Origin of the sequence: Paraburkholderia susongensis (assembly GCF_900177725.1) — a bacterium.
Lineage (GTDB): Bacteria > Pseudomonadota > Gammaproteobacteria > Burkholderiales > Burkholderiaceae > Paraburkholderia > Paraburkholderia susongensis.
Genome location: NZ_FXAT01000005.1, coordinates 537,789 through 561,635 on the forward strand (window position 1 = coordinate 537,789; position 23,847 = coordinate 561,635).

Consider the following 23,847-nt stretch of genomic DNA (forward strand, 5'->3'; position numbering starts at 1 on the left):
CGCCGTGCGCTCACAGCACCACCGGCACTTCGGTCGCGGGCGGCGTATTGCGGCTGCGCCGGCAGCGGATCAAGCCGTCGATCATCACCATCCCGACGCCCGGAATATCGCCGAGCTGCACGCTTTCGAGCAGCGTATCGGCGGCCGTATGCTGCGCGCGGTCCATGAACACGAGGTCGGCGGGACGGCCCGCTTCGATCAGCCCCTGGCGCAGATTGCGCTGCCGCGCGGTGTTGCCGGTCGCGAAGCAGAACGCGATTTCGGCGGGCACGTCGGCAAGGCTCGAGATCAGCGCGATCATCCGCAGAATGCCGAGCGGTTGCACGCCGGAGCCGGCCGGGCTATCGGTGCCGAGAATGATCCGGTGCGGACACTTCAGTTCGATCGCGTGACGCGCGGTCAGCAGCGCGATCCGCTCGTTGCCGTTGTGGACGATTTCGAGCGCGCGGCTCGACTGCTCGCACAGATCACACACGTGCCGGTACGACAGCGACGTGTGGCCGCCGTTGACGTGGCCGATCACGTCGGCATCGGCGGCGAGCACGACGTCGCGATCGATCAGCCCGGAGCCCGGAATCGACGGCCCGCCCGTGTGAATCGTGCTCTGGATGCCGTACTTGCGCGCCCACGCGACCATCTGCTGCGCTTCCTCGCCGCCCTTCACGCTGCCGAGCCCGACTTCGCCGAGCAGCTTCACGCCCGCTTCCGACAGCTCCTTGAAGTCCTGCTCGACCATGCCCTTCTCGATCACGGGAGCGCCGGCCATCACCTTGACGCCGCCGCCGACACCGGCCGCGCGCATGCCGTCGAACGAGCGTTGCGCGGTAATCGCCAGCGCCTTCACGCCGAGCACATCTTTCGGGCGGCCGGGCAGATGCACTTCGCCGGCGGAAATCATCGTCGTCACGCCGCCGTTCAGATTCGATTCGATCCAGCCGAGCTGATTCTGGCGCGGCGTCCAGTCGCCGAACACCGGATGCACGTGCGAATCGATCAGGCCGGGCGCGACCGTCGTACCCTTGCAATCGACCGTGGTGCGCGCGCCTTCGAGATCGCAGTCTTTCTCCTTGCCAACAGCGACGATCACGCCGTCGTCGATCACCAGCGTGTCGGCGTCCAGAATCGGCCGGTCGATATCGCCCGATAGCAGCAGCCCGATGTTCGTTACCACGACCTTGCCCGACAAACCTGTCAACGTCTCTGCCGCCATCTGCCTCTCCTTTCGCCACGACACTACCGGATGGATTTACACGCTCAGTTCATACGCTCAAATACGCGCGCCTCACTGTTTCGTTCCGTGCGAGTTCGCCGATCGTGCCGCTGAAACGGATCTGCCCTTTTTCGAGCACATACGCGCGGTCGCTGACCAGCTCGGCGAAGTGCAGATTCTGTTCGGACAACAGAATGGATAGCCCTTCGCGCTTCAGTTCGAGAATCATGTTCGCCATCTGCTCGACGATCACCGGCGCGACACCTTCGGACGGTTCGTCGAGCAGCACCAGATATGGATTGCCCATCAGCGTGCGCGACACGGTCAGCATCTGCTGTTCGCCGCCGCTCATCTGGCCGCCGGGGCGCCTCGGCATTTCGCCGAGATTCGGAAACAGGCGGAACAGTTTTTCGGGCGTCCATTGCGGCGCGCCTTCGCGCGGCGGCTGGCGGCCGGTGTCGAGGTTTTCCATCACCGTCAGGTCCGCGAACACGCGGCGGTCTTCCGGCACGAAGCCGATGCCCATGCGCGCGATCCTGTACGGCGGCAGCGCGCCGATGTTCTGGCCGCGAAACGTCACCTCGCCCTGACGGCGCGGCAGCAGCCCCATCACCGCTTTCATCGTCGTCGATTTGCCCGCGCCGTTGCGGCCCATCAGCGCGACGACCTCGCCGCGGCCGACTTCGAGGCCGACGTCGAACAGGATATGCGCGCGGCCATAGAACGCGTTGAGGCCGGAGACTTTCAGCATCGGCTCGCTCATTGCACCGCTCCCCGGCTCTGATCTTGCGCGCCGCCCGCCGCATCGTGCAGCGGCGCATGCGGCCGGAACGTCTTGCCGGTGCCGAAATAAACTTCCTGCACGCGCGCGTCGTTGCGAATCGTGTCGGCATCGCCCTCGGCGATCAGTTTGCCGCGCGCGAGCACGATCATCCGGTCGGCGTAGGCGAACACGACGTCCATGCTGTGCTCGGTAAACAGCACGCCGATCTTGTGCCCGGTCACCAGACGTTTGGTCAGCGCCATCAATTCGTTGCGTTCCTGCGGCGCCATGCCGGCGGTCGGTTCATCCATCAGCAGCAGCTTCGGCCGGTTCGCGAGCGCGATCGCGAGTTCGACTCGCTTCACGTCGCCATACGCGAGCACGCCGCATGCGCGATTCGCGTGCGCACCCATGCCGACCTGTTCGAGCAGCGCGAAGGCTTCGTCGGCATAGTGCGAGCCCGCCGGCTTCCACAGACCGAAGGTCTTTTTCTCACGCGACACCAGCGCCATCTGCACGTTTTCGAGCACCGTCATCGAGTTGAACGTCGCGGCGATCTGGAACGTGCGGCCGACGCCGCGCCGCCAGATATCGCGCGGCCGCATGCCGACCAGCTCATGACCGTCGAGCCGGATCGAGCCCGACGACGGCTGCAGCTGGCCGTTGACCATGTTGAAGCAGGTCGACTTGCCCGCGCCGTTCGGCCCGAGCAGCGCCAGCAACTGGCCGGCTTCGAGATCGAATGAAACATTATCGACAGCCGTCAGGCCTCCGAACGATCGCGACAGATTGCTCACGCGCAGCAGGCTCATAGCCCCTCCTTGACCGCCGCGGCCCGTTGCGACGGCGACGCGGCGCCGCCATTGGTTTTATCGGCCTGATCGGCATTGCTGTCGCCGAAGCGATCGCGAATGAAACCGACGATGCCCTGCGGGAACGCGATCACCAGCAGCAGGATCGCGAGGCCGAGCAGCGCCTGCCAGTAGTCGGTCTGCCGTGCGACCGTATCCTGCAGCCACGTGAACACCGCCGCGCCGACGATCGGCCCGCTCAGCGTCTGCAAGCCGCCGAGCAGCACCATCACGAGGCCGTCGACCGAACGGCTGACGCTGATCGCTTCCGGCGAGATGTTGCCCTTCGAAAACGCGTACAGCGATCCGGCCAGCCCGCAGAACAGCGCCGCGATCACGAACGACGCCCACTGCACGCGCTTCACGTCGATACCGATCGCCTCGGCGCGCAACGCGGAATCGCGCGATGCACGCATGGCGTAACCGAGCGGTGAGAACAGCATGCGGCGCAGCAGCCACACGCCGAGCACCGCGCATGCGAGCGTCAGGTAATAGAACGCGACCGGCGACGATAACCAGTTCGACGGCCATAGACCGAGCACGCCGTTGCTGCCGCCGGTCACGTCGTCCCACTGGAACACGACGGACCAGACGATCTGCGCGAACGCGAGCGTCAGCATCGCGAGATAGACGCCGGAGAGGCGCACGCAGAACCAGCCGAACACCAGCGCGCCCACCACCGCGAGCAACGGCCCGAGCAGCAGCGCGGCTTCCATCGGCAGATTCAGCACCTTCAGGAATAACGCCGCGCCGTAGGCGCCGAGTCCAAAGTACGCGGCATGCCCAAACGAATGCAAGCCGCCCGGGCCCATGATGAAATGCAGGCTCGCCGCGAACAGCACCGCGATCAGGATTTCGACCAGCAGTACCGGCATATACGGAAACGCGTTGGCCGCGAGCGGCGCCAGCACGAGCACCAGCAGCACGAACCCGGCGAGCCACTTCAGACGCTTGCCCGCCGGCCACAACGGCGCTTCCGGCGCGCCCATCGCGCGCACCGCGGCGCTCGCGCGACCGAGCAGCCCCCACGGCCGCACGACGAGCACGACCGCCATCACGACGAATTCCGCGACCAGCGTAAAGCGGCTCAGCGACAGCCCCACCCCGAAGATCGTCACATGACCGATGCCGATGCACAGCGCCTTGATCTCGGCGATCAGCAACGCCGCGACGAACGCGCCCGGAATCGAGCCCATTCCACCGACCACGACGACAACGAACGCATTGCCGATCGTCTCGAGATCGAGCGACAGGTTCGCGGACATGCGCGGCCCTTGCAGCGCGCCACCGAGTCCCGCGAGAAACGCGCCGACGAAGAACACACCGGTGAACAGCCAGGCCTGGTTGATGCCGAGCGCGCCGAGCATCTCGCGGTCCTGGGTCGCCGCGCGCACCAGCGTGCCCCAGCGCGTGCGCGTCAACGCGTACCAGAGCAGCAGCAACACCAGCGGGCCGATCACGATCAGCGCGATATCGTAGGTGGGCAGCGGGTGGCCGAGAAAATCGACTGCGCCGGCCAGATGCGGCGCGCGCGGGCCGAACAGATCGTCGGGGCCCCATAGCCACAGCGCGGCGTCGCGAAAGATCAGCACCAGCGCAAAAGTGGCGAGCAGATGGAACAACTCGGGCGCCTGATAGATCCGCCGCAGCACGACGATTTCGACCAGCGCGCCCAGCACCGCGACCGCCAGCGCGGCGGCCAGCACCGACAGCCAGAAGCCGCCCGCCGTGTGGCCGAAGCGGCTCGCGATGCTGTACGCGACGTAGATGCCGAACATATAGAACGAGCCGTGCGCAAAGTTGACGATGCGCGTCACGCCGAAGATCAACGACAGACCGGTGGCGACCAGAAACAGCGTCGACGCGTCGGCGAGTCCATTGACCAGTTGTACCAGCAGATTCGAAAGCATCGCGACCCTCGGCAGCTTGCTGAACGGCGCGTGTATGACACGCATATCGACCCGCCCGGCAGACGTTGCAGCGCGGGCGGCACCCTGCGCGCCCGCATCAACGGCAGGACACTACCAGCGAAACAACCCGCGCTACAAGCGGTGCAAAAAGCGGTGCAAAAAGCGGCGGGGAAAAGACCGGCGCGGGCTTCAGCGCAGGCCGTCCTCGCCCTTGATCTCGCTGACCTGCAGGCCGCCGATGCGCGGCAGCGGCCGGCCCGATGCCGTGACCGCGACCGCCACGACGATTTCGTTGGCACGCGGCGCGTCGGACACGCGCGCCTCGATCGCATCGAAATGGCTGCGCACGAAAGCGGCATCCTTGTGGCCGAGCGGGACGTCGATCGCGGTACCGAGCGTGCCCATCTTCTTCGCCGACGGCACCAACGCCGCGCCCTTTTCGACCGCCGCGCGCAGCGGCGCGCCGAGCTTCGGATGCAGGATCGCGGCTGCGTGTTCGAGTTCGCCCGCCTCGCCGACGATCGCGGCCTTGCCGTAGCTTTGCGCTTCGCCCGGCGCGATGCCGAGCGCTTCGACGCAGCGCTTGCCGAGCAGCGCGCCGAGTTCCTCGCCGGCTTCGATCAGCGCGTCGAGCTTCGCCTCGTAGCGGCCTGCATACGGATTATCGATCACCGCGATCGCCACCGCACGGCGCACGGGCGGCTCGACCGCCTGGCCCATTTCGATACGCGTTTCGTCGACCTGCACGACCAGCTTGCGAAGCCTGATTGCCATTTCCGCTCTCCGAGTTTCGATGCTTTACTGTTTCGTTGCGTTTGTTTCGCTGTTTGTTTGCAGCGCTTCCGTGCGGCGCTATTGCGCGGCCCCGTGTGAGTGCCGGCGCTTCGGCGTGCCGCGTCAGCGCAAACCATCCTTGCCGACGATCGCCTCTTTCGCGAGACCGCCGACGCGCGCATGCACGCGCTGCCCGGTGCTCATCACGAGGATGTAGACGATCTCGTCGGCGGCCGGCGCGCCCGGCACGCGCACTTCGAGCGCGTCGAAATGGCTGCGCACATAGCTCGCGTTCACATGCGTGAGTGGTACGTCGAGCGCGGTGGACGGCGCACCGACTTTTTTCGTCGACGGCACGATCGCGTTGGTCGGCACGCCGTTCTTCTCCAGCAGCTCGCGCATCGCATAGCCGCCGGGCACGTGCCACAGCGCGCCATGTTCGAGTTCGCCGCGCGAGCCGATGATCGCACCCTTGCCATAGCTTTCGATCGACGCATGCGGCACCGCCATCGCCGTCAGCAGCCGTTGCGCCATGTCGAAGCCGATCGGCTTCAGCGCGTCCATCGCGTGCTCGATTTTCGCTTCGTAGCGCCCGGCGAACGGATTCGTCATGACCGCTGCAATCGCACCGCGCCGGAGCGGCTGCGCGGGCGCGGGCCCGAACTCGTGGAAGATGTCTTCGACGTGCGTCAGCACGCGGCGTATTTCGAACACGGAACCTCCGTTGTCAGTGAAGCGCGCGTTGTGGGCAACGCGCCGATGTCGTCAATGCCAGTCACGCGCACCTGCCCTTGCAGGAACAGCGCGGCGCCTTCGATCAAACCTTGCTCGCGCAGCCGCCGCGCGACGTCGACACCGCGTGCCAGCGCGAAATCGATCAGCGGCAGCGGCAGCGGGGACACGTCGACGGTCACGAGCAGATCCCCGAGATCGCTCTCGTCTTTCAGCGATGAAGCCGGACGCCGCACGATTCCCGCATGGTCGAGGTCGACCGCGTTCGCGATCATCGTCGCGGCGGCGTCGGCGCTCGCGGCGTCGCGCGCGAGCACGGTCACGCTGTCGGCGATGCCGAGGCTGAAGCTGCGGCCGCGCCAGCCGCTCGTCGCGATGCCGCGGATCGGCTGGCTCGCGTCGAGCGTCAGATGCGCGTCGAGTGCGGGATCGCGCGCGAAGCGTGTGCCCGCGTATTGCGCAAGGTCCGCGAATACGCCGACGCGATAGCGCTGCCCTTCGCTCAGGTGCAGCGCGATATCGCCGCCGTTGTTGATAAACGCACGCTCGATGCCGTCGCGCGCAAACGCGGCGATCAGTTCATCGGCGACGCTGCCCGCGACCGCCGCCATCGGCGTGATAAAGCGCGCGCGATGTGGATGGCACGCGCGCCACATGCGGCGCGCGACCGGTCCTTGCAACGGGCAGTCCTGCAAAAACGCCGCGGCCCGCACCGGTTGCCGAAGCGCATTCAATTCGCCGACCAGGTCCTGCAACACGCTGCCGAATCGCTCCCAGCACGCGTGATACGCAGCCCGCAGCGCGGCGGGCTCGCCGTTAGCGCCGAGAATCAGGTCGATCGGCCCGTGCTGCCAGTGCCAGCGGTGTTCGTCGAGCCGGGTGCGGGTGGGGGTCATCGGGTCGGTGGCGTCAGTGAAATCGGTGAGCAGCGGCGTGAATGAACCGGGATCGTTGAGTCGGGATGCTTAACCAGGCAGCACGGGCGGCCACGGATTGTCGGGGTCGCGCACCAGTGTGCGACGCGCGAGCGGCGCGCCTTCCGAATGCGCCGGCCCATTCGCGAGCACGCTTTGTAACGAGCGCACCGCGTCGACGTGGCCGCCGAGATCGCGATACGTGTCGTACGTCATCGTGAATTCGATCGGCGCGACGATCGCGGGCGTCGGCACGGTCCCGAACGAACGGTCCGGCATACGCATCACGTCGACCATCACGGTGATGCCGCCGCCCGGCCACACATAGGCCGGCGCGCCGCCGCAGGTAACGTTGACGAGTTTGCGCTTGATCGCGCGCGTGAGCAGCACCGGATTCTCGGTCGCGCCTGCGCGCAGGCTGCCGCCCGCGCCACCGAGAAACAGCACCGTCGCAAGCGAGGGCTCGCAGTTCTCGCCGATCCGCTCGACCGTGTGGCGCACCGCGTCGGGCATCGGGGCGACGCGCGGCACGAGCTGCGCGTCGAGTTCATACCATTGCGCGTGCTCGCCGGTCGTCGACACCATCAGCACGCGCATGCCCGGTTTCGCGACGGCCGGGTCGAACCCTTCGACGATCGCGAGCGGATCCTGAATGTCGGTGCCGCCCCAGCCAGTGCCCGGATTCGCGACCTGAAAATAGCGGCCCGGCGTCGATTTGCGGCCGCGAATCTTCAGGCCCGAGCGCGTCATGCCGAGACACCGCCCTGCCTGATGTTCGGTCAGCACGCCGGTAATGTGATCGTCGACCACCACCACTTCGTCCACGTGGCCGAACCATTGTTTCGCGAAAATGCCTATCGTCGCGGAACCGCAGCCGACGCGCATGCGCTGCTCCTCGACGCCATCGACCACCGGCGCCGCGCCCGCGCGAATCACGAGACTCGCGCCACCGTCGATACTCAGTTCGACCGCCTCCTTGTTGCCTAGCGCGAGCATCATGTCGCAGGTCACGCGGCCTTCTTTCTTGCTACCGCCGGTCAGATGATGGACGCCGCCGAGGCTCAGCATCTGCGAGCCGTATTCGGCCGTCGTCACGTGTCCGACGATCTCGCCCTGGCAGCGCACGTTCGCCTGTTCGGGGCCGAGAAAGCGGTCGGTGTCGATCTTCACCTTGAAGCTGCAATAGCTGAAGATGCCTTCGGTGACAACGGTGATCATGTCGACGTCATCGAGCTTCGACGCGACGATGAAGGGAGCGGGCTTGTAGTCGGGATAGGTGGACGACGCGCCGACGCCGGTGACGAAGAGCGCGGATTCGTCGATGCTGTCCGGCACTTCGGGCGCCGTGCCGAATGCGATTGCCGCGTCCGAAGCGTCGGCGTGAGCAGCATCGGGCAACGCCGCCGCCCGCGAGAGGAGCACCACCGGATCGACCCGTATCAGCCGCCCGTCCGCATTCGCATACCGGTCGCACGCGCCGGTGCGCCCAGCCGAAATCTGGCATAGCACCGGACATGCATTGCATTCGATCTTGTTCGACGCCATCCGCTCGCTGCGCGGCGCCGACTTTTCGAGCACGGTCGGACCTGGCGTCGACGCGGTATCGCGATCGACGCTCTCCGCACCGAAATCGACCTTCGTATGTTCTGTCATCGTGGGGTTCCGTACGACACAACAGGCCCTGGTGGTACTGCGCGGTTCGTGAATCGCCCTTGTTTCAGGACATTTTCGCGTGGGCCGAGCATTTTCATGTTGCGGCCACTTACCGTTCATGTAGTATCTTCTACATCAAACTCGATTGAAATCTACCCGATCAAAATCGACTGTGCAACGTGTTTTCCACCGCGCGGCCTCATGGTGCGATGCGGTATCGGCGTGCGAAACACGCACGCAAGACACCGTGAATGCATCTTGACGCTACGCCGACCGACGCTGACAAAGATTCGAGACCAGAGATCCAGGACCGCCATGAGTCCCACCGCCGCCCGCAAGCCGGGCGCCCCCGGCATCCGCGCGAAACAGGCGCAGGACACGCGCGCCAAGCTGCTGAAAGCGGCCATCAAGGTGTTCGCGAAGCAGGGTTATGCGAGCGGCCGCATCGAAAGTATTTCGAAGGCTGCGCGTTCGCACGACCGGATGATCTACTACTACTTCGGCAGCAAGGAGCAGTTGTTCATCGAAGTGCTGGAGACGATCTACACGCAGTTCAACGAGGCGGAAAGCAAACTCGATCTCGATCTGCGCGATCCGGTGCATGGGCTCGAACAGATGGTCGAATTCGTCTGGCAGTACTACCTCGATCATCCGGAGTTCGTCACGCTGCTGTCGAGCGAGAACCTGCACCAAGGCAAGCATGCAAAAAAATCGCTGAAACTCAGGGAGATTTCCGGCTACGCGATTTCGGTCGTGCAGAAGCTACTGGACGCCGGCCGCGTACAAAACGTATTTCGCGCCGACATAGAAGCGCGTGACGTATATCTGATGATCGCGTCGCTCGGCTATTTCTATAACGCCAATCAGTACACGCTCGGCGCGTTTCTCGGCGAGCCGCTGATGGACAAGGCGGCGCTCGCACATTGGCAGGAGGTCATCAAGGAGACGGTGCGGCGCGCGGTGTGTGTGCGGATACCGGCAGGCGAGGCAGCGGCGACGGCCTCGCTGGATCATCACGAAAGCGGGAGCGACAGCCAACGCCGGAATCAAAGCGAACCCGCGCGCGGCGCCGCATAAAAAAACGCGCGACGGGTATTCCGTCGCGCGTCTTCTGAATCAGGCAGAAAGCTACAGCCTGCTGGCTTTACGGCTTGGCAGCAGCGGCCGCCGCATCGTCTTCGCGGAACAGCTTGTCGGCAAGATGGAACGCCGAATTGGCCGCCGGTACGCCGCAATAGATCGCGGTTTGCAGCAGCACTTCCTTGATCTGCTCGCGCGTCACGCCATTGTTTTTCGCGGCGCGCAGGTGCAGCGCGAGTTCCTCGCTGCGGTTGAGCGCAACCATCATCGCAATGGTCAGCAGGCTGCGCGTATGGCGCGGCAGGCCGTCGCGCGTCCAGATCTCGCCCCACGCATAGCGCGTGATGAGGTTCTGGAATTCCTCAGTCAATTCGGTGCGGTTCGCGAGCGAACGGTCGACGTGAGCGCTGCCGAGCACCGCGCGACGCACACCGAGTCCGGCTTCGTAACGGTCTTCGTCGTTCATTTCGTCTCCGTAAGGAAGTCGAGCACGGTCTTCGTGAAAGCATCCGCCTTCTCGATGTTGGAAATATGCGAGGCGTCGAGTTCGACGTAGCGCGCGCCCGGAATCGCCTGCGCGAGTTCGCGGCCTTGCGCGGGCGTGGCGGCGAGGTCGTGCGTGCCGCTGATCACGAGCACCGGCACCTTGATGCCGGGCGCTTCGGGACGCAGGTCGGCCGCGTCGATCGCGTCGCAGTTCGATGCGTAGCCTTCCTTATCGGTATGCACGAACACGTCGCGGATCATCGCGAGCACGACCGGCTCATGCTCGATATAGCCGGCCGTAAACCAGCGCGGCAGCACCGCGTCGGCGAGCGCGAGCATGCCTTCGCTGCGTGCCTTCGCGGCGCGCGGCACCCACACTTCCGGCGAGCCGATGCGTGCGGCCGTGTTGCACAGCACGACACGCTCGAAGCGCTCGCCGTGACGCGCGGCGAGCGCGATGCCGGTCAGGCCGCCCATCGACACGCCACAAAAATGCGCGCGCGCGATCTTCAGCGTATCCATCAGGCCGAGCACGTCGCCGGTCAGTTGCTCGATCGTGTACGGCCCTTTCGGCGCTTCAGAATGACCGTGGCCGCGCGTGTCGTAGCGCAGCACGCGAAAGTGCTTCGACAACGCCGCGACTTGCGGCGTCCACATGGACAGATCGCTGCCGAGCGAATTCGACAGCACGATCCACGGCGCGTGGCCGTGACGGTCGCCGTCGATGCGATAGTGAAGCTCGGTGCCGTTGACTGCGGCGTAGGGCATGCCGGTTACTCCTTGGAATGGGCGCGCTGCGCGCGCGTGGAATGAAGCGCCAGCGCAGCGTCCACATATGCGTGCGCCTGGCCGACGTATTGAGCGGGATCGAGCAGCACTTTCAGGCGCTCGGGGGAAAGATGAGCGGTGACTTCCGCATCGGCGGAGAGCACGTCGAACAGCGTCTTGCCGTCGCGGATCGCCGCTTTCGACGCGCGCTCCACGAGATGATGCGCGTCGAGCCGGCCGATGCTGTCGCCGAGCGCGAGCATGACCGCTTCGCCGAGAATCAGGCCGTGCGTGACGTCGAGATTGGCGGCGAGACGCGCCACGTTCACGTTGAGGCCGGCGGCGATCTGTTCGATATTGGCGAGCGCGCCGCCCGCGAGGCGGGCGAGATCGGGCAGCGCGTCCCATTCGGCCTGCCAGCCGCTGAGCGCGCGCTCGTGCTCCTGCACCATGCCGGCAAACACTGTCGCGACGAGGCCCGGCGCGCGCGTCGCGGCCGTCAGCACCGCCGCGCAGCCGACCGGGTTGCGCTTGTGCGGCATCGTCGACGAACCGCCCTTGCCGGCCGCGGCCGGTTCCGCGAGTTCGTCGATTTCGGTCTGCATCTGCAGGGAAATGTCGCGCGCGATCTTGCCGAGCGTGCCGATCAGCATGCCGAACAGCGACGCCGTTTCGGCGATGCGATCGCGCTGCGTATGCCACGGCAGCGTCGGCACCACGAGACCGAGTTCCTGAGCGAGCGAGCGCGTGACCTGCGGCGCCGCATCGCGCAGACTTGCGAGCGTGCCGGCCGCGCCACCGAATTGCAGCACGAGCACGCGCTCGCGCAATGCATCGAGCCGCTCGCGATGACGCAGCAGCGCATCGAGCCACTGCGCGAATTTGAGGCCGAGCGTGATCGGCAGCGCCTGTTGCAGCCAGGTGCGGCCGATCATCGGCGTCGCGCGATGGGTGGCCGCGAGTTTCGCGATCGCATCGCAGGTGGCTTGCAAACCGCTGTCGAGCAGATCGAAGGTGTCGCGCAGTTGCAGCACCGTCGCCGTGTCGATGATGTCCTGGCTCGTCGCGCCCCAGTGCACGTATTTTCCCGCCTCGGCATCGGCTGCCTTGACGCGCGCGGTGAGCTGCTTGACGAGCGGAATCGCGAGGTTGCCGCCGAGCGCGGCGTCGCGCGCGAGCGCTTCGGCGTCGAGCTGATCGGCCTGGCAGGCCGCCTCGATCGCGGGCACGGCGGATTCGGGAATGACTTTGTGTGCTGCCGAAGCGCGCGCGAGCGCGGCTTCGACATCGAGCATCCGTTGCAGCGTGGCACGCGGCGCCCAGATGTCGTTCATCGGCTGTGTGCCGCAAAGAAGGCCCGTCAGACGGGCGCTGGAGTCGAGCATGGTCACGTCGATGTTCGAGGGAACGGAGATGAAGAATGGGCGCGGCGTGTAGCGTCTCAAGGCAGGCGCGGCTGCGTGCTCACTGCCGTGCTTCGCGCTGACGCTCGCTCAGGCGCATGACATGCATGCTGTCGCGTTGCATGCCGGTACGCACTGGTGCACGTCGTTGCGTATTTTGCGCCAAACGCGGCAAACACGTTGCCGAAGTCGCTAGGCCAGCGCTGACGAAGCGTTTGCTCCATCAGCGCTGGCCTGTTCGCAAAACACTATGCGCCACGTGGGTGGCGGCATTGACGCCGCCACGCCTCAGCCAACCATCAGGCTGCGCGCGCAGCCTGCGTGCCGTCGGTCATCGGCACGCCGGTCAGCTTGAGCAACTCGGCGAAATCGATGTCCGAGAAAATCTCGCGCACCACCAGGCCTTCCTTCGTCACGTCGATCATCGCGAGGTCCGTGTAGATACGGTTCACGCACCCGATGCCCGTCACCGGGTATGAGCACTCAGCAGTGATCTTGCTTTCGCCTTGCTTGGTCAGGTGTTCCATCATCACGTAGACCTGTTTCGCGCCGATCGCGAGGTCCATCGCGCCGCCCACGGCCGGAATCGCGTCGGGCGCGCCGGTGTGCCAGTTCGCGAGATCGCCCTTCGCCGACACCTGGAACGCGCCGAGCACGCAGAAGTCCAGATGGCCGCCGCGCATCATCGCGAACGAATCGGCGTGGTGGAAGTAAGCGCCGCCCGTCAGCAGCGTGACGTGCTGCTTGCCGGCGTTGATCAGTTCGTCGTCTTCCTCGCCCTTCGCGGGCGCCGGGCCCATGCCGAGCAGGCCGTTTTCGCTGTGCAGGAAGATTTCCTTGTCGGCGCCGAGGTGGTTCGCCACCAGCGTCGGCACACCGATGCCGAGGTTCACGTAAGCGCCTTCAGGAATATCCTGGGCAACGCGCTTCGCCATTTCATCGCGGGTCAGTTTCTTCATGTCGGTCTCCGAATCAGGCAGCAGCGTCGTGAGGATTGGGCGTCGGGGCATGTGCCGCTTGCGGCACTTCGATCACGCGTTGCACGAAAATGCCGGGCGTGACGATTTCTTCCGGGTCGAGCCCGCCGAGCGGCACGACTTGCGACACCTGCACGATCGCGGTTTTCGCCGCGCTCGCCATGATCGGGCCGAAATTGCGCGCCGTCTTGCGATAGATCAGGTTGCCCCAGCGGTCGCCCTTGTACGCCTTGATGAGCGCGAAGTCCGCATGCAGCGGCGCTTCGAGCACGTAATGCCGGCCGTCGATCAGGCGGGTTTCCTTGCCTTCGGCGAGCTTGGTGCCGTAGCCGGTCGGCGTGAAGAAGCCGCCGATGCCGGCGCCCGCCGCGCGGATGCGCTCGGCGAGATTGCCTTGCGGCACGAGTTCGAGTTCGATTTCGCCGGCGCGATAGAGCGCGTCGAACACATACGAGTCGGTCTGGCGCGGGAACGAGCAGATGATCTTGCGCACGCGCTTCGCCTTGAGCAGCGCGGCGAGGCCGATGTCGCCATTGCCCGCGTTGTTGTTGACGATGGTGAGCTCGCGCGCGCCTTGCTCGATGAGCGCGTCGATCAGCTCCGACGGCATCCCTGCCGTGCCGAAGCCGCCGATCATGACGGTCGCGCCGTCGTGGACATCGGCGACCGCCGACTGCAGTGACTCGAAAATCTTGTTGATCATGTCGAATTTCCTTTGGGGGCGCTACGTGCCGCTGAGCCGGCGGCCGTGACCGGCAAGGCTCGCGCGGAACAGTCTCCGGGCATGCTGGCGACGGCTCGCGAAGTTGGGAGCGGGCTGGCGCCTTCGGTTCGTTCACGGTTGAATTGTTCGTTACATGAACAGTGATTCGTTTAGCGAACGTTCCAGCGATTATGGTTGTCCTTTGGGCGGGTTGTCAAGGCAGGGAAATCCCCTTCATCATAGGTCGTTGCGCGCGACAAAGACGGCTTCCCTGGCTCACGAAAAAGCCCGCTGTACGTACTTCCAGTATCCTTAAGGGCGATTTTTGATCTACCCTTTATGGCGATACCGAATAGACATGGTCAAGCCGCACCCGCCCGCAAACCGACAGCAAGCATGTCCGAAACACAACTGGATCTGAACCTGATCCCCTATCTGGTCGCGATGGAAGACACGCGCAACGTGAGCCGCGCCGCCGAGCAGCTCGGCGTGAGCCAGCCGCGCGTGAGCACCGCGCTCGGCCGTCTGCGCGAATACTTCGACGACCCGCTCTTCGTGCGCACGTCCAAAGGCATGGAGCCGACGCCGCGCGCGCTCGCCATCCTGCCCGCCGCACGCGACGCGCTGCTGCGCATCGAAAAAGGCATGCTCGACGTGCAGGACTTCGACCCGGCCACGAGCACCCATACGTTCTCGATCGCCCTGTCCGATGTCGGCGAAATCGTGTTCCTGCCGAGGCTCCTGCAACTGTTCGCCGAGCGCGCGCCGTTCGCGAATCTGCGCTCGGTCACGGTGTCGCCGTCGCAGGTGGAACGCGGGCTCGAATCAGGCGACGTCGACCTCGCCATCGGCTATTTCCCGGATCTGTCGGGCAACAACTTCTTCCAGCAGCGGCTTTTCACGCACCGCTTCATCTGCCTGATGCGCAGCGATCACCCGCTGTCGAAGGGGCCGCTCACGCTCGAGCAATACGTGGCGTCGGGGCACGCGGTCGTGCGCGCCGAGGGACGCAGCCAGGAGGTGCTCGAGCAGTACCTCGAAAAGAAGCGCATCAAGCGCCGCGCGGTGCTGGAAACGCCGCATTTCATGAGCCTGCCGTTCATCCTCGCGCGCACCAACCTGCTCGCAACCGTGCCGCACGCAATCGGCTTCGCGTACGTGTCGGAGCATGCGTCGATCATGCTCGTCGAGCCGCCGCTGCCGTTGCCGCGCTTCGATCTGCGGCAGCACTGGCATCGCAAGTTTCATAACGATCCGCGCGGCAGCTGGCTGCGCGGCGTGGTCTCCGAACTCTTCAACGACGCGATGGACGAGTGGCCGAAGTAACGGCTCCCGGCGCAAACCCGGCGCGGTCCGGGCGCAGGCGCCCCGACAGCCAAAGGGGGCATCGATACCCCTGAGCGCAAAACATGGAACAATGACCGCAGTTACTGACCCCGCGCGCCCCGTGCAGCGTCGGCGCGCGCTCCAGGAGGAACGACGCATGACCAGCAGCAAGGCAGAAAACAACACCCCACCCGCAGCGGTCGTGGAACGCCCGAGCCGCGAAGAAGCTGAGGCAGCCGTTCGCGTGCTGTTGCGCTGGGCCGGCGACGATCCGCAGCGCGAAGGGCTGCTCGATACGCCCGCGCGGGTGACGCGCGCGTACGAGGAGTTCTTCGCGGGCTACCAGACCGACCCGCGCGATATCCTTGCCCGCACCTTCTCCGAAGTGGACGGCTACGACGAAATGATCGTGCTGAAGGACATCCGCTTCGAAAGCTATTGTGAGCACCATATGGTGCCGATCATCGGACGCGCGCACGTCGCCTATCTGCCGCAACACCGGGTGGTGGGCATCTCGAAGCTCGCGCGGCTTGTCGATGCGTTCGCGAAGCGCCTGCAGATCCAGGAAAAGATGACGGTGCAGATCGCCGATACGCTGAATGAGGTACTGCAACCGGCGGGCGTCGGCGTGATTCTCGAAGCCGCGCACCAGTGCATGTCGACGCGCGGGGTGCACAAGGCCGGCGTCACGATGGTGACGTCGCGCATGCTCGGCACGTTCCGCACCGATCCGTCGACGCGGCGGGAGTTTCTGTCGATCGTGGGGAGTCCGGAGGGAATGGCGGTGCCGAATACGTGAGCGGGGCGAGGCCCACTCCCCCCGCACGCCAGGGCCTTGCGCGCGCATGCCGGCCCAACAGCAGGAACAGGAGCGCCTCAATTGGTAGAGTTTCCGTCGTCGGCGGTTTCAACCTGGGGCAGCGCAATCGTGTTCGTCAACGTATTGCTGACGCGCCTCGGCGTGCCGATTCCCGCCGTCCCCATGCTGCTTTTCGCGGGCTCGGCAATCGCCGCCGGTACCCTGTCGTTCTGGCCGATCCTCGGCGCCGCGGTGCTCGGCGCGCTGATCGGCGACGGCACCTGGTTCACGGCCGGCCGTCTCTATGGCCGCAAGCTGCTTGCCGCGCTCGGCCGCCTGTCTCCCGCAATCGATGCCAGAGTCGAAATAGCGCGCTCGCTATTCGAGCGCTATGGCGTGCCGCTCGTGTCGATCTCAAAGTTCGTGCCCGGGCTCGGCCTCATCACGCCGCCGCTGATGGGCACGACCGCCGTCGATATCCGCATCTACGCACTGTGGGATTTCGCAAGCGCGCTCGCCTGGGCGACATTCTGGCTGCTCGGCGGTGCCGCGGTGGAAAGAGAGCTGCATATGCTGCGCGCGCTGGTCGAGTCGCGCGGCGGCACGCTCGCCGATATCCTGCTTGCCGCGGCGCTCGCTTATCTGCTTTACCGGTTATATCTGCGCTACCGCGAGCGGCGCCTGTTCGCGCGCGCCGCATCGATGCCGCGCGCATCGAGGACCGCGCGCGGCTGGCGCCGCATGGCGCCGTCCAGAGTGCTCGATGCCCGTCCGGGCGCGCTGATGGTCGACTCGCTGAGCGGCATTCCCGGCGCGCTCGCGCTCGATCCCTACTCGCCCGAGCAGATCGACGGCGCGCTGTGCACGCATGACATGGTGATCTATTGCATCTGTCCGGACAGCGCAACCGCGCTCGAAGTCACTCAACGCATGCGCAACCACGGCTATACGCGGATTCGCGCACTGCACGGCGGCCTCGACGCATGGCAGCGGCGCGGCTTTCCGGTCGGATTGCTGGCGGGTGCGGATGGACAGGTTGCGGATCAAGCGGCCCCGCCGTTGCCGGGCGACACGCAAGGCTCGATCACGTTGCGTGGTTTCGCGCCGCGCAGCGCTTAGCGCGCGAATCGCGTTGCAGCAGGCTGAGCGGCGTGCCCGCCAAGCCGGCGGCCCACGGCTGGCGTCCATCTGGCGCGTCATGCCGGCTCTGGCGACAGGCACAACATCATGCACGGCCGGCAGCGCAGCGAAAGCGTCTGCCATGCCACCCTCGTCGCCTTCTTTCGCAGACGCTCCTTTCGCGCGGTCGCTGCACTGCGACATACATCCGTGTCGAGATTCGAGCATGGCCAAGGCGCGCCTCGTCGACTCGCCGAAAACTTGCATCACGCGCAATCAGTGCAGCAAATCAGTGCAGCAATCCAGCCGCCGCGCGCATGCGGCGCTTGCGCTCCCTGCCGAGCCAAAGCAGTGCGGCATCCATGTCGTCGGCCCCGGCGAGCAATGCGGCATGCTCGCGTAACAGCGCTTCGCTTGAGACCGTATCGTTTAGATGGCCGAAGCGTTCCTGAATTCGCTTCAAACGTTCGAGCGTGCGTTGATGGCTTCCCTTCAGCACCGGCCCGAAAAACTCGAACAGATAACGCAGTTTCTTGCCCGCCTTCCTGACATCGTGAAAGGCGGCGTAGTTCGAGCGCTTCGCGCGGCTCGCGCGTTTGATGCGCGTTTCTAGCGACCGCTTCGATGCGCTCACACGCCGAGCGGCAAATTTGCGCAGTGCAATGCGCGGCTCCTGGTTGCTGTCCAGTTCCGCCGACGTGCTCGCGAACGCCTCCTGCAGCAGACGCTTGACGTCCGCGTTCGATAACGTTTCGCGGCTGAGCGCGAGTGTCTCGCCGCGCGCCGCCTCGAGTTTGGGCAACAGTTCGCCTGCGCCGCTGTCGCTCTGCGCGAGCAATTCGATCAGGATGTCCCAGTCGCGCGTCTTACCGGCCGCTGTCGCGAGAAATTGGAAGACTGCGCGCTGGCGGGCGTTCTCGCCCTTATCGAGCAGAGGCGCGAATGCCCACCACAACGACCGCAACCGCCGCAGCGACACCCGCAGCTTGTGCAGCGCTTCGGGTGATGTGTCTTCACGCACCGCTTCGGCCAGTTCGATCACCTGGCCGATCAGCGGCGCGGCATAGGACGCAAAAGCCTGCTGCGCCGAGGATTCGCCCACCGGCGGGCTGGCTGCTTCGCTGTCTTGCTTCATCGACGCCCCATGGAACATGACCTTCCTTCCAGCGTAGCAAAAAATAATACTCAGAAGATATTCGGACACATTTGATATGCCGGATACGCGCAAAAACGCGCGACAAAATATTGCCGGCGCGTATCCGAGCGCTTTTCCTGCCACTCGATGGCGCCGCGCGCCCCGGGGCGTCTATCCCGAACCTATATTGCATCCGCGCGAGTAGGCACGCATACGTCATGCAGCATGTTGGCGGCGCAGATAGTCAGACCCGCTGCCGATGGACCGCAATCGCATTGCAAGGTGAGCCGGCCGCGATCCATCGCGCAGACCAATCAATGCAACCATGACGGCAACGCGCGCGGCGAAGTGATCCCTACTTCGTGGCTCGGCTACCGCTCCAGCTTGATTCGGACGTCTGACTTTCTTGGCCCGCCATTTCGCGGCGGACTTTATCGTATGACGTACAGCCATTGCCCGCCTCGCGCCTGCGGTCACCCCGCTGTCATCATTGCGACACATGGTGAAAGCAGCATCGAAAACTCTGCGACCAACTTTTGGGGCTCACGTCATGCCGGAACTTTCGTATCCGCAACCAGGCGCCGCCAGCGGCAAAGGGCGCAATTTCGGCCTGTATATTTTTCTGGCCCTGCTCGTTACCGGCATCATTTATTGCGCCGTGCATCTGCTCGACGATCTGCAACCCGTTCGTGAAAGCTCGATCCTGCCGTATCTGCTGCTCGGTGTGGCGCTGCTGATCGCGCTAGGCTTCGAATTCGTCAACGGCTTTCACGATACGGCCAACGCGGTCGCCACCGTGATCTACACCCATTCGCTGACGCCGAACCTTGCGGTCGTGTGGTCCGGCGCGTGGAATTTTCTCGGCGTGCTGACGTCGAGCGGCGCAGTCGCATTCGGCATCCTGCAACTGCTGCCCGTCGAGCTGATTCTGCAGGTCGGCAGCAGCGCCGGCTTCGCCATGGTCTTCGCACTGCTGATCGCCGCGATCATCTGGAATCTCGGCACCTGGTATTTCGGACTGCCTTCTTCGAGTTCGCACACGCTGATCGGCTCGATCATCGGCGTGGGCCTGATGAATCAGTTGATGCATGGTGCGAACGGCACGAGCGGCGTCGACTGGAATCAGGCGCTCGGCGTCGGCAAGTCGCTGCTGTTTTCACCGATCGTCGGCTTTCTGCTCGCCGGCTTGCTGCTGCTGATAATGAAAGCGGTAGTACGCGTGCCCGCCCTCTATGCCGAGCCGAAGGGCAAGGAGCCGCCGCCGTTCTGGATTCGCTGTCTGCTGATTCTGACCTGCACGGGAGTCTCGTTCGCGCATGGCTCGAACGACGGCCAGAAAGGCATGGGCCTCATCATGCTGATCCTGATCGGCACGGTGCCGACCGCCTACGCGTTGAACAAGGCGGTCACGGCTGAGCAGACGCAGACCTTCGTCGCGGTCGCCCAGCAGACCGCGACGACGCTCGCGCACTATACGCAGGGCGCGGCGCCTTCCTTGAATCCGCGTGCCGATGTCGAGGCCTTCGTGCGCACGCGTCAGTTGACGCCCGCCACGCTGCCGGCGCTGCAGCAGCTCACCGAACAGATCGGCCACCAGGTTGGAGAATCGAGATCGATGGCCGCGGTGCCGCAAGGCATCGTCGATAACGTGCGCAACAACATGTATGTCACATCCGAGGCGATCCGTCTGATGCTGAAGGCCAATCAGCCGCAGTTCGCGCCCGAACATGCGCGGATCATCAGCAATTTCAGAACGCAGATCGACCACGCGACCAAGTTCATTCCGACATGGGTCAAGGTGGCGGTCGCGATCGCACTGGGGCTCGGCACGATGGTGGGCTGGAAGCGCATCGTCGTCACGGTGGGCGAGAAGATCGGCAAGCAGCATCTGACATATGGGCAAGGCGCGGCGGCTGAAGTCGTGGCGATGGTGACGATCGGCGCCGCCGACGCATACGGCCTGCCGGTGTCGACGACCCATGTGCTCTCCTCCGGCGTGGCGGGCACGATGGCCGCCAACGGCTCGGGGCTGCAATGGGGCACCGTGCGCAGCCTCATCCTCGCCTGGGTGCTGACGCTGCCCGCGTCGATCGCGCTCGCGGCGGGGTTGTACTGGTTGTTCCGGGCGGTGTTCTAGGCGCGCTGACCGGGCATCGATGCAGACAGCGGGCCGGTGGTTTGCACGACCACCGGCCCGCCAATGAAAAAGCGCGATACGTATCTACGTATCGCGCTTTTTTATCGACCTGCTACTTCATACGCCAAACCAACGCCAAATTCACGTCACCCCGCCACTCAATACACTTCAGGCACGATCATCGACTGCGGCACCGGCTGGCGGCTGTAGTCCTCGTGATGAACGCGCGACGGCAATTCGATATGCGAATGCTCGATCTCGTGATACGGCACCTGGCCGAGCAGATGATGAATACAGTTCAGGCGCGCGCGTTTCTTGTCGACGGCCTGCACGACCCACCACGGCGCTTCGGGAATATGCGAGCGTTGCAGCATCACTTCCTTGGCGAGCGTATAGGCTTCCCAGCGGCGCCGGCTCTCCAGATCCATCGGACTCAGTTTCCACTGCTTGAGCGGATCATGAATGCGGGTCTGGAAACGGATTTCCTGTTCTTCATCGGTAATCGAAAACCAGTACTTGATGATCTGCACGCCACTGCGCACGAGCATCTTTTCGAATTCCGGCACCGAGCGGAAAAACTCTTCGTACTCGTCGTCGGTGCAGAAATTCATCACACGTTCGACGCCCGCGCGGTTGTACCAGCTGCGATCGAACAGCACCATCTCACCGCCCGCGGGCAGATGCGATACGTAGCGCTGGAAATACCATTGCGTGCGCTCGCGGTTGCTCGGCGCGGGCAGCGCCGCCACGCGGCATACGCGCGGATTGAGGCGCTGTGTGATGCGCTTGATCGCGCCGCCCTTGCCCGCCGCATCGCGTCCCTCGAAAATGACGACCAGCCGGTGGCCGGTCTGCACGATCCAGTCCTGCAGTTTGACCAGTTCGCCCTGCAAGCGGAACAGTTCGCGGAAATAGCGCTTGCGCGCTTCGCGATGCTCGGGAGTAAAGCCGTCTGCGCCGTCGAGCATGCGATCGTCGACTTCCATCTCGAGCTCTTCGTCGTACGCATCAATGAGGTCTTCCTCGAAACGGCGCTGCCGCTCAGCCATCAATTGGGTTTCAGACCTCGGGTCAAGCTCTTTCATAGCGGCTCTCCTCGCAACAGAAATGGTTCGGTGCGCGGCGGCAAGCGCGACGCGGATGCAATCGGCCGATTATCGAAGCGGGAGGTGTCAGCCGTGTTACCGCGCCGAACGACGTTGGACGCTCCAGCGGTGCATTGAACGACGGCTGCGGCGCAATAACGCGCATCGCGGCGTCGCACACGCGTGGCGATACCCATGATAGCGAGTTTTGCGCGGACGTCCGGCGCTAACGCAGCGGCCGCGCGAAGCTCAATTCGTGGCCGTCCGGGTCGGTGATATGGAAATAGCGTTCGCCCCAAGGCGCATCGGACGGCGCGAACGACGGCTGCAATCCCGCCGCCAGCGCTTTGCGATAAAGCGCATCGACGTCCGATACATAGAAGATCACGCGCCCCCACCAGTTGACCGGTGCGCGCGTATCGGCAATCAGGTTCAGGTAGGTTCCGCCGAATGCGAACGACGTAAACGCCTCCTGCGGACCGCCGAATTTCAGCGGAAAACCGAGCGCCTCGTAGAACGGCACAGCGCGCTGCATGTCGCCGGTGGCGAGCGTGATCGCGCTCAGCGCTTCGATTTGCGGTTCCGGCACAGCGGTTTGCGACGATGAAGCAATAGCGGCCGACATGAGACGTCTCCTTCGTGATGATGAAGCGTGACGGCGCATCGATAACGCCTCGCCGCCGGCCAACTCGCCCGGTCCAAACCGCGGGCAGCGCGCAGCCGCGCGGGGAAACCGGATCGCCGCCCAGCCGCGGGCGTGCAGAAAGTGTCTCATACGCCGCCGGCGCCGCGCCCATATTTGGCGCCCTTGAAAACCCGCGCCCCGCCCCGCATCTCGAAGCCCGTTCATCCGGAGCATCGCCATGGGAAGCCGCCCACGCTTCATCGATGACCTGTCGAGCGCCGCATCCGACGCCCCCGGGCCCCAGTCCACCGAACTTCTAATCGACGACATCACCTTGCTCGACGCGTATTCGCGCACGGTGATCGGCGCGCTCGAACGCGTCCAGCAGGCCGTCGCGTTTATCGCCGTCGAACGCCGATTGCCCGGCGAGCCGCCGGAACGTGGCCGGGGCGCGCGCGGCGGCACCGGTTCGGGCTTTCTGTTTACGCCCGACGGCTATCTGCTGACCAATAGCCATGTCGTGCATGGCGCCACGCATATTCAGGTGACGCTCGCCGACGGCGCGAAATTCGACGCCGATCTCGTCGGCGACGACCCCGGCAGCGATCTTGCGGTGCTGCGCATCGGCTCGCCGGAGCCGCTGCCGCATGTCGAACTCGGGGAATCGTCGAAACTGCGCGTCGGGCAGATCGCGATTGCGGTCGGCAATCCGCTCGGTCTCCAGCAAACCGTGACGACCGGTGTGATCTCGGCGCTCGGCCGTTCGCTGCGCTCGAACTCCGGCCGCATGATTTACGACGTGATCCAGACCGACGCCGCGCTCAACCCCGGCAACTCGGGCGGACCGCTAATCAATTCGGCGGGCCAGGTGATCGGCGTGAATACCGCGATCATCCCGGGCGCGCAGGCGATCTGCTTTGCAACGGCAATCGATACCGCGAAGTGGGTCATCATGCAGATCTTCGCGCACGGCCGGGTGCGGCGCGCGTATATCGGCGTGGCCGGCACGACGACGCCGCTGTCGCGCCGCGTGCAGCGCTATTTCGGCCTCAGCGCGCAAAGCGGTGTGCACGTGATGGAGATCGTCAAAGGCAGCCCGGCCGCGCTCGGCGGTTTGCGCACCGACGACACGATTGTCGCGATCGACACGCAGCCTGTGCAGGACGTGGATAACCTGCAACGTACGCTCGACGCTTCGCGTATCGACAAGCCGGTCAGCGTGACCGTGCTGCGCGGCGCGCAGCGAGTTGAATTGACGTTGACGCCGGTGGAGCAGGCGGGGTGAGGAGAGGGGCTGGCCACCATGCGGCTGGCTAACCGCGGAACCCGACTTACAACCCTACATGAAACTCTACATAAAAAATAACAAATCAATATAAATCAAATAATTACGATAT

General features: G+C 64.8%; 22 protein-coding genes. 6 read left to right on the plus strand and 16 right to left on the minus strand.

Annotated features, from left to right (window positions below):
* Positions 1 to 10: 10 nt before the first annotated feature.
* The 8 genes from B9Z01_RS18600 to B9Z01_RS18635 all read right to left on the minus strand — a co-directional run bounded on the left by B9Z01_RS18600 (position 11) and on the right by B9Z01_RS18635 (position 8,807).
* Positions 11 to 1,210 carry an amidohydrolase family protein gene (locus B9Z01_RS18600; RefSeq protein ID WP_085485597.1) on the minus strand — a complete coding sequence of 400 codons (1,200 nt, stop codon included), beginning with the start codon at positions 1,208 to 1,210 and terminating at the stop codon, positions 11 to 13.
* A gap of 49 nt (positions 1,211 to 1,259) precedes the next feature.
* Positions 1,260 to 1,973, minus strand: a complete 714-nt coding sequence (locus B9Z01_RS18605; protein WP_085485599.1) for an ABC transporter ATP-binding protein — start codon at positions 1,971 to 1,973, stop codon at positions 1,260 to 1,262.
* A complete protein-coding gene (locus B9Z01_RS18610) occupies positions 1,970 to 2,785 on the minus strand; it encodes an ABC transporter ATP-binding protein (protein WP_085485601.1) in 816 nt (271 codons plus the stop codon). The genes B9Z01_RS18605 and B9Z01_RS18610 overlap by 4 nt, the downstream gene beginning before the upstream one ends.
* Entirely contained in the window at positions 2,782 to 4,734 is a 1,953-nt protein-coding gene (locus B9Z01_RS18615) for an ABC transporter permease (protein ID WP_085485770.1), read from the minus strand. Before B9Z01_RS18615 ends, B9Z01_RS18610 begins: the two co-directional genes overlap by 4 nt.
* 189 nt (positions 4,735 to 4,923) lie before the next feature.
* Positions 4,924 to 5,508: an amino acid synthesis family protein gene (locus B9Z01_RS18620; protein WP_085485603.1), complete on the minus strand. Its 585-nt coding sequence runs from the start codon at positions 5,506 to 5,508 to the stop codon at positions 4,924 to 4,926.
* A 123-nt stretch (positions 5,509 to 5,631) separates the two neighbouring features.
* Positions 5,632 to 6,222 carry an amino acid synthesis family protein gene (locus B9Z01_RS18625; protein WP_085485605.1) on the minus strand — a complete coding sequence of 197 codons (591 nt, stop codon included), beginning with the start codon at positions 6,220 to 6,222 and terminating at the stop codon, positions 5,632 to 5,634.
* Positions 6,198 to 7,136, minus strand: coding sequence for a UPF0280 family protein (locus B9Z01_RS18630; protein WP_085485607.1), 939 nt, complete (start codon positions 7,134 to 7,136; stop codon positions 6,198 to 6,200). Before B9Z01_RS18630 ends, B9Z01_RS18625 begins: the two co-directional genes overlap by 25 nt.
* Positions 7,137 to 7,205: 69 nt before the next feature.
* A complete protein-coding gene (locus tag B9Z01_RS18635) occupies positions 7,206 to 8,807 on the minus strand; it encodes a 6-hydroxynicotinate reductase (protein ID WP_085485609.1) in 1,602 nt (533 codons plus the stop codon).
* Between the two features lie 315 nt (positions 8,808 to 9,122).
* Here B9Z01_RS18635 and B9Z01_RS18640 point away from each other — a divergent pair, with 315 nt between their 5' ends.
* Entirely contained in the window at positions 9,123 to 9,884 is a 762-nt protein-coding gene (locus tag B9Z01_RS18640; RefSeq protein WP_085485611.1) for a TetR/AcrR family transcriptional regulator, read from the plus strand.
* 67 nt (positions 9,885 to 9,951) lie between these two features.
* On the opposite strand, the gene pcaC is transcribed toward B9Z01_RS18640, so the two are convergent.
* From pcaC to B9Z01_RS18665, 5 genes are all read right to left on the minus strand, one after another.
* Positions 9,952 to 10,353, minus strand: a complete 402-nt coding sequence (gene pcaC / locus B9Z01_RS18645) for a 4-carboxymuconolactone decarboxylase (RefSeq protein ID WP_085485613.1) — start codon at positions 10,351 to 10,353, stop codon at positions 9,952 to 9,954.
* Positions 10,350 to 11,141, minus strand: a complete 792-nt coding sequence (gene pcaD / locus B9Z01_RS18650) for a 3-oxoadipate enol-lactonase (RefSeq protein WP_085485615.1) — start codon at positions 11,139 to 11,141, stop codon at positions 10,350 to 10,352. Before pcaD ends, pcaC begins: the two co-directional genes overlap by 4 nt.
* Positions 11,142 to 11,146: 5 nt before the next feature.
* Positions 11,147 to 12,526, minus strand: a complete 1,380-nt coding sequence (locus tag B9Z01_RS18655; RefSeq protein ID WP_085485772.1) for a 3-carboxy-cis,cis-muconate cycloisomerase — start codon at positions 12,524 to 12,526, stop codon at positions 11,147 to 11,149.
* A 317-nt stretch (positions 12,527 to 12,843) separates the two neighbouring features.
* The gene (locus B9Z01_RS18660; protein ID WP_085485617.1) at positions 12,844 to 13,503 is read right to left on the minus strand and encodes a 3-oxoacid CoA-transferase subunit B; all 660 of its coding nucleotides are present in this window, start codon (positions 13,501 to 13,503) and stop codon (positions 12,844 to 12,846) included.
* A 13-nt stretch (positions 13,504 to 13,516) separates the two neighbouring features.
* A complete protein-coding gene (locus tag B9Z01_RS18665) occupies positions 13,517 to 14,224 on the minus strand; it encodes a 3-oxoacid CoA-transferase subunit A (protein ID WP_085485619.1) in 708 nt (235 codons plus the stop codon).
* 396 nt (positions 14,225 to 14,620) lie between these two features.
* Here B9Z01_RS18665 and B9Z01_RS18670 point away from each other — a divergent pair, with 396 nt between their 5' ends.
* From B9Z01_RS18670 to B9Z01_RS18680, 3 genes are all read left to right on the plus strand, one after another.
* A complete protein-coding gene (locus B9Z01_RS18670; protein ID WP_085485621.1) occupies positions 14,621 to 15,550 on the plus strand; it encodes a LysR family transcriptional regulator in 930 nt (309 codons plus the stop codon).
* A 157-nt stretch (positions 15,551 to 15,707) separates the two neighbouring features.
* Positions 15,708 to 16,349, plus strand: coding sequence for a GTP cyclohydrolase I FolE (gene folE / locus B9Z01_RS18675; protein WP_085485623.1), 642 nt, complete (start codon positions 15,708 to 15,710; stop codon positions 16,347 to 16,349).
* A gap of 81 nt (positions 16,350 to 16,430) precedes the next feature.
* Entirely contained in the window at positions 16,431 to 17,468 is a 1,038-nt protein-coding gene (locus tag B9Z01_RS18680; protein ID WP_085485625.1) for a VTT domain-containing protein, read from the plus strand.
* Positions 17,469 to 17,757: 289 nt separating this feature from the next.
* On the opposite strand, the gene B9Z01_RS18685 is transcribed toward B9Z01_RS18680, so the two are convergent.
* Positions 17,758 to 18,603: a CHAD domain-containing protein gene (locus tag B9Z01_RS18685; RefSeq protein ID WP_085485774.1), complete on the minus strand. Its 846-nt coding sequence runs from the start codon at positions 18,601 to 18,603 to the stop codon at positions 17,758 to 17,760.
* Between the two features lie 550 nt (positions 18,604 to 19,153).
* On the opposite strand from B9Z01_RS18685, the gene B9Z01_RS18690 reads away from it, so the two are divergent.
* On the plus strand, positions 19,154 to 20,740 hold the full coding sequence (locus tag B9Z01_RS18690) for an inorganic phosphate transporter (RefSeq protein WP_085485627.1): 1,587 nt from the start codon (positions 19,154 to 19,156) through the stop codon (positions 20,738 to 20,740).
* Between the two features lie 158 nt (positions 20,741 to 20,898).
* Here the strand turns inward: B9Z01_RS18690 and ppk2 are convergent, their stop codons facing one another.
* Both ppk2 and B9Z01_RS18700 read right to left on the minus strand, forming a co-directional pair.
* The gene (ppk2, locus tag B9Z01_RS18695; RefSeq protein ID WP_085485629.1) at positions 20,899 to 21,825 is read right to left on the minus strand and encodes a polyphosphate kinase 2; all 927 of its coding nucleotides are present in this window, start codon (positions 21,823 to 21,825) and stop codon (positions 20,899 to 20,901) included.
* Positions 21,826 to 22,051: 226 nt separating this feature from the next.
* On the minus strand, positions 22,052 to 22,450 hold the full coding sequence (locus B9Z01_RS18700) for a VOC family protein (RefSeq protein ID WP_085485631.1): 399 nt from the start codon (positions 22,448 to 22,450) through the stop codon (positions 22,052 to 22,054).
* Positions 22,451 to 22,688: 238 nt separating this feature from the next.
* Between B9Z01_RS18700 and B9Z01_RS18705 the strand changes: the two genes are divergently transcribed.
* Complete coding sequence (locus tag B9Z01_RS18705; protein WP_085485633.1) at positions 22,689 to 23,735, plus strand: S1C family serine protease; 1,047 nt, start codon at positions 22,689 to 22,691, stop codon at positions 23,733 to 23,735.
* The last annotated feature ends 112 nt before the right edge of the window (positions 23,736 to 23,847 follow it).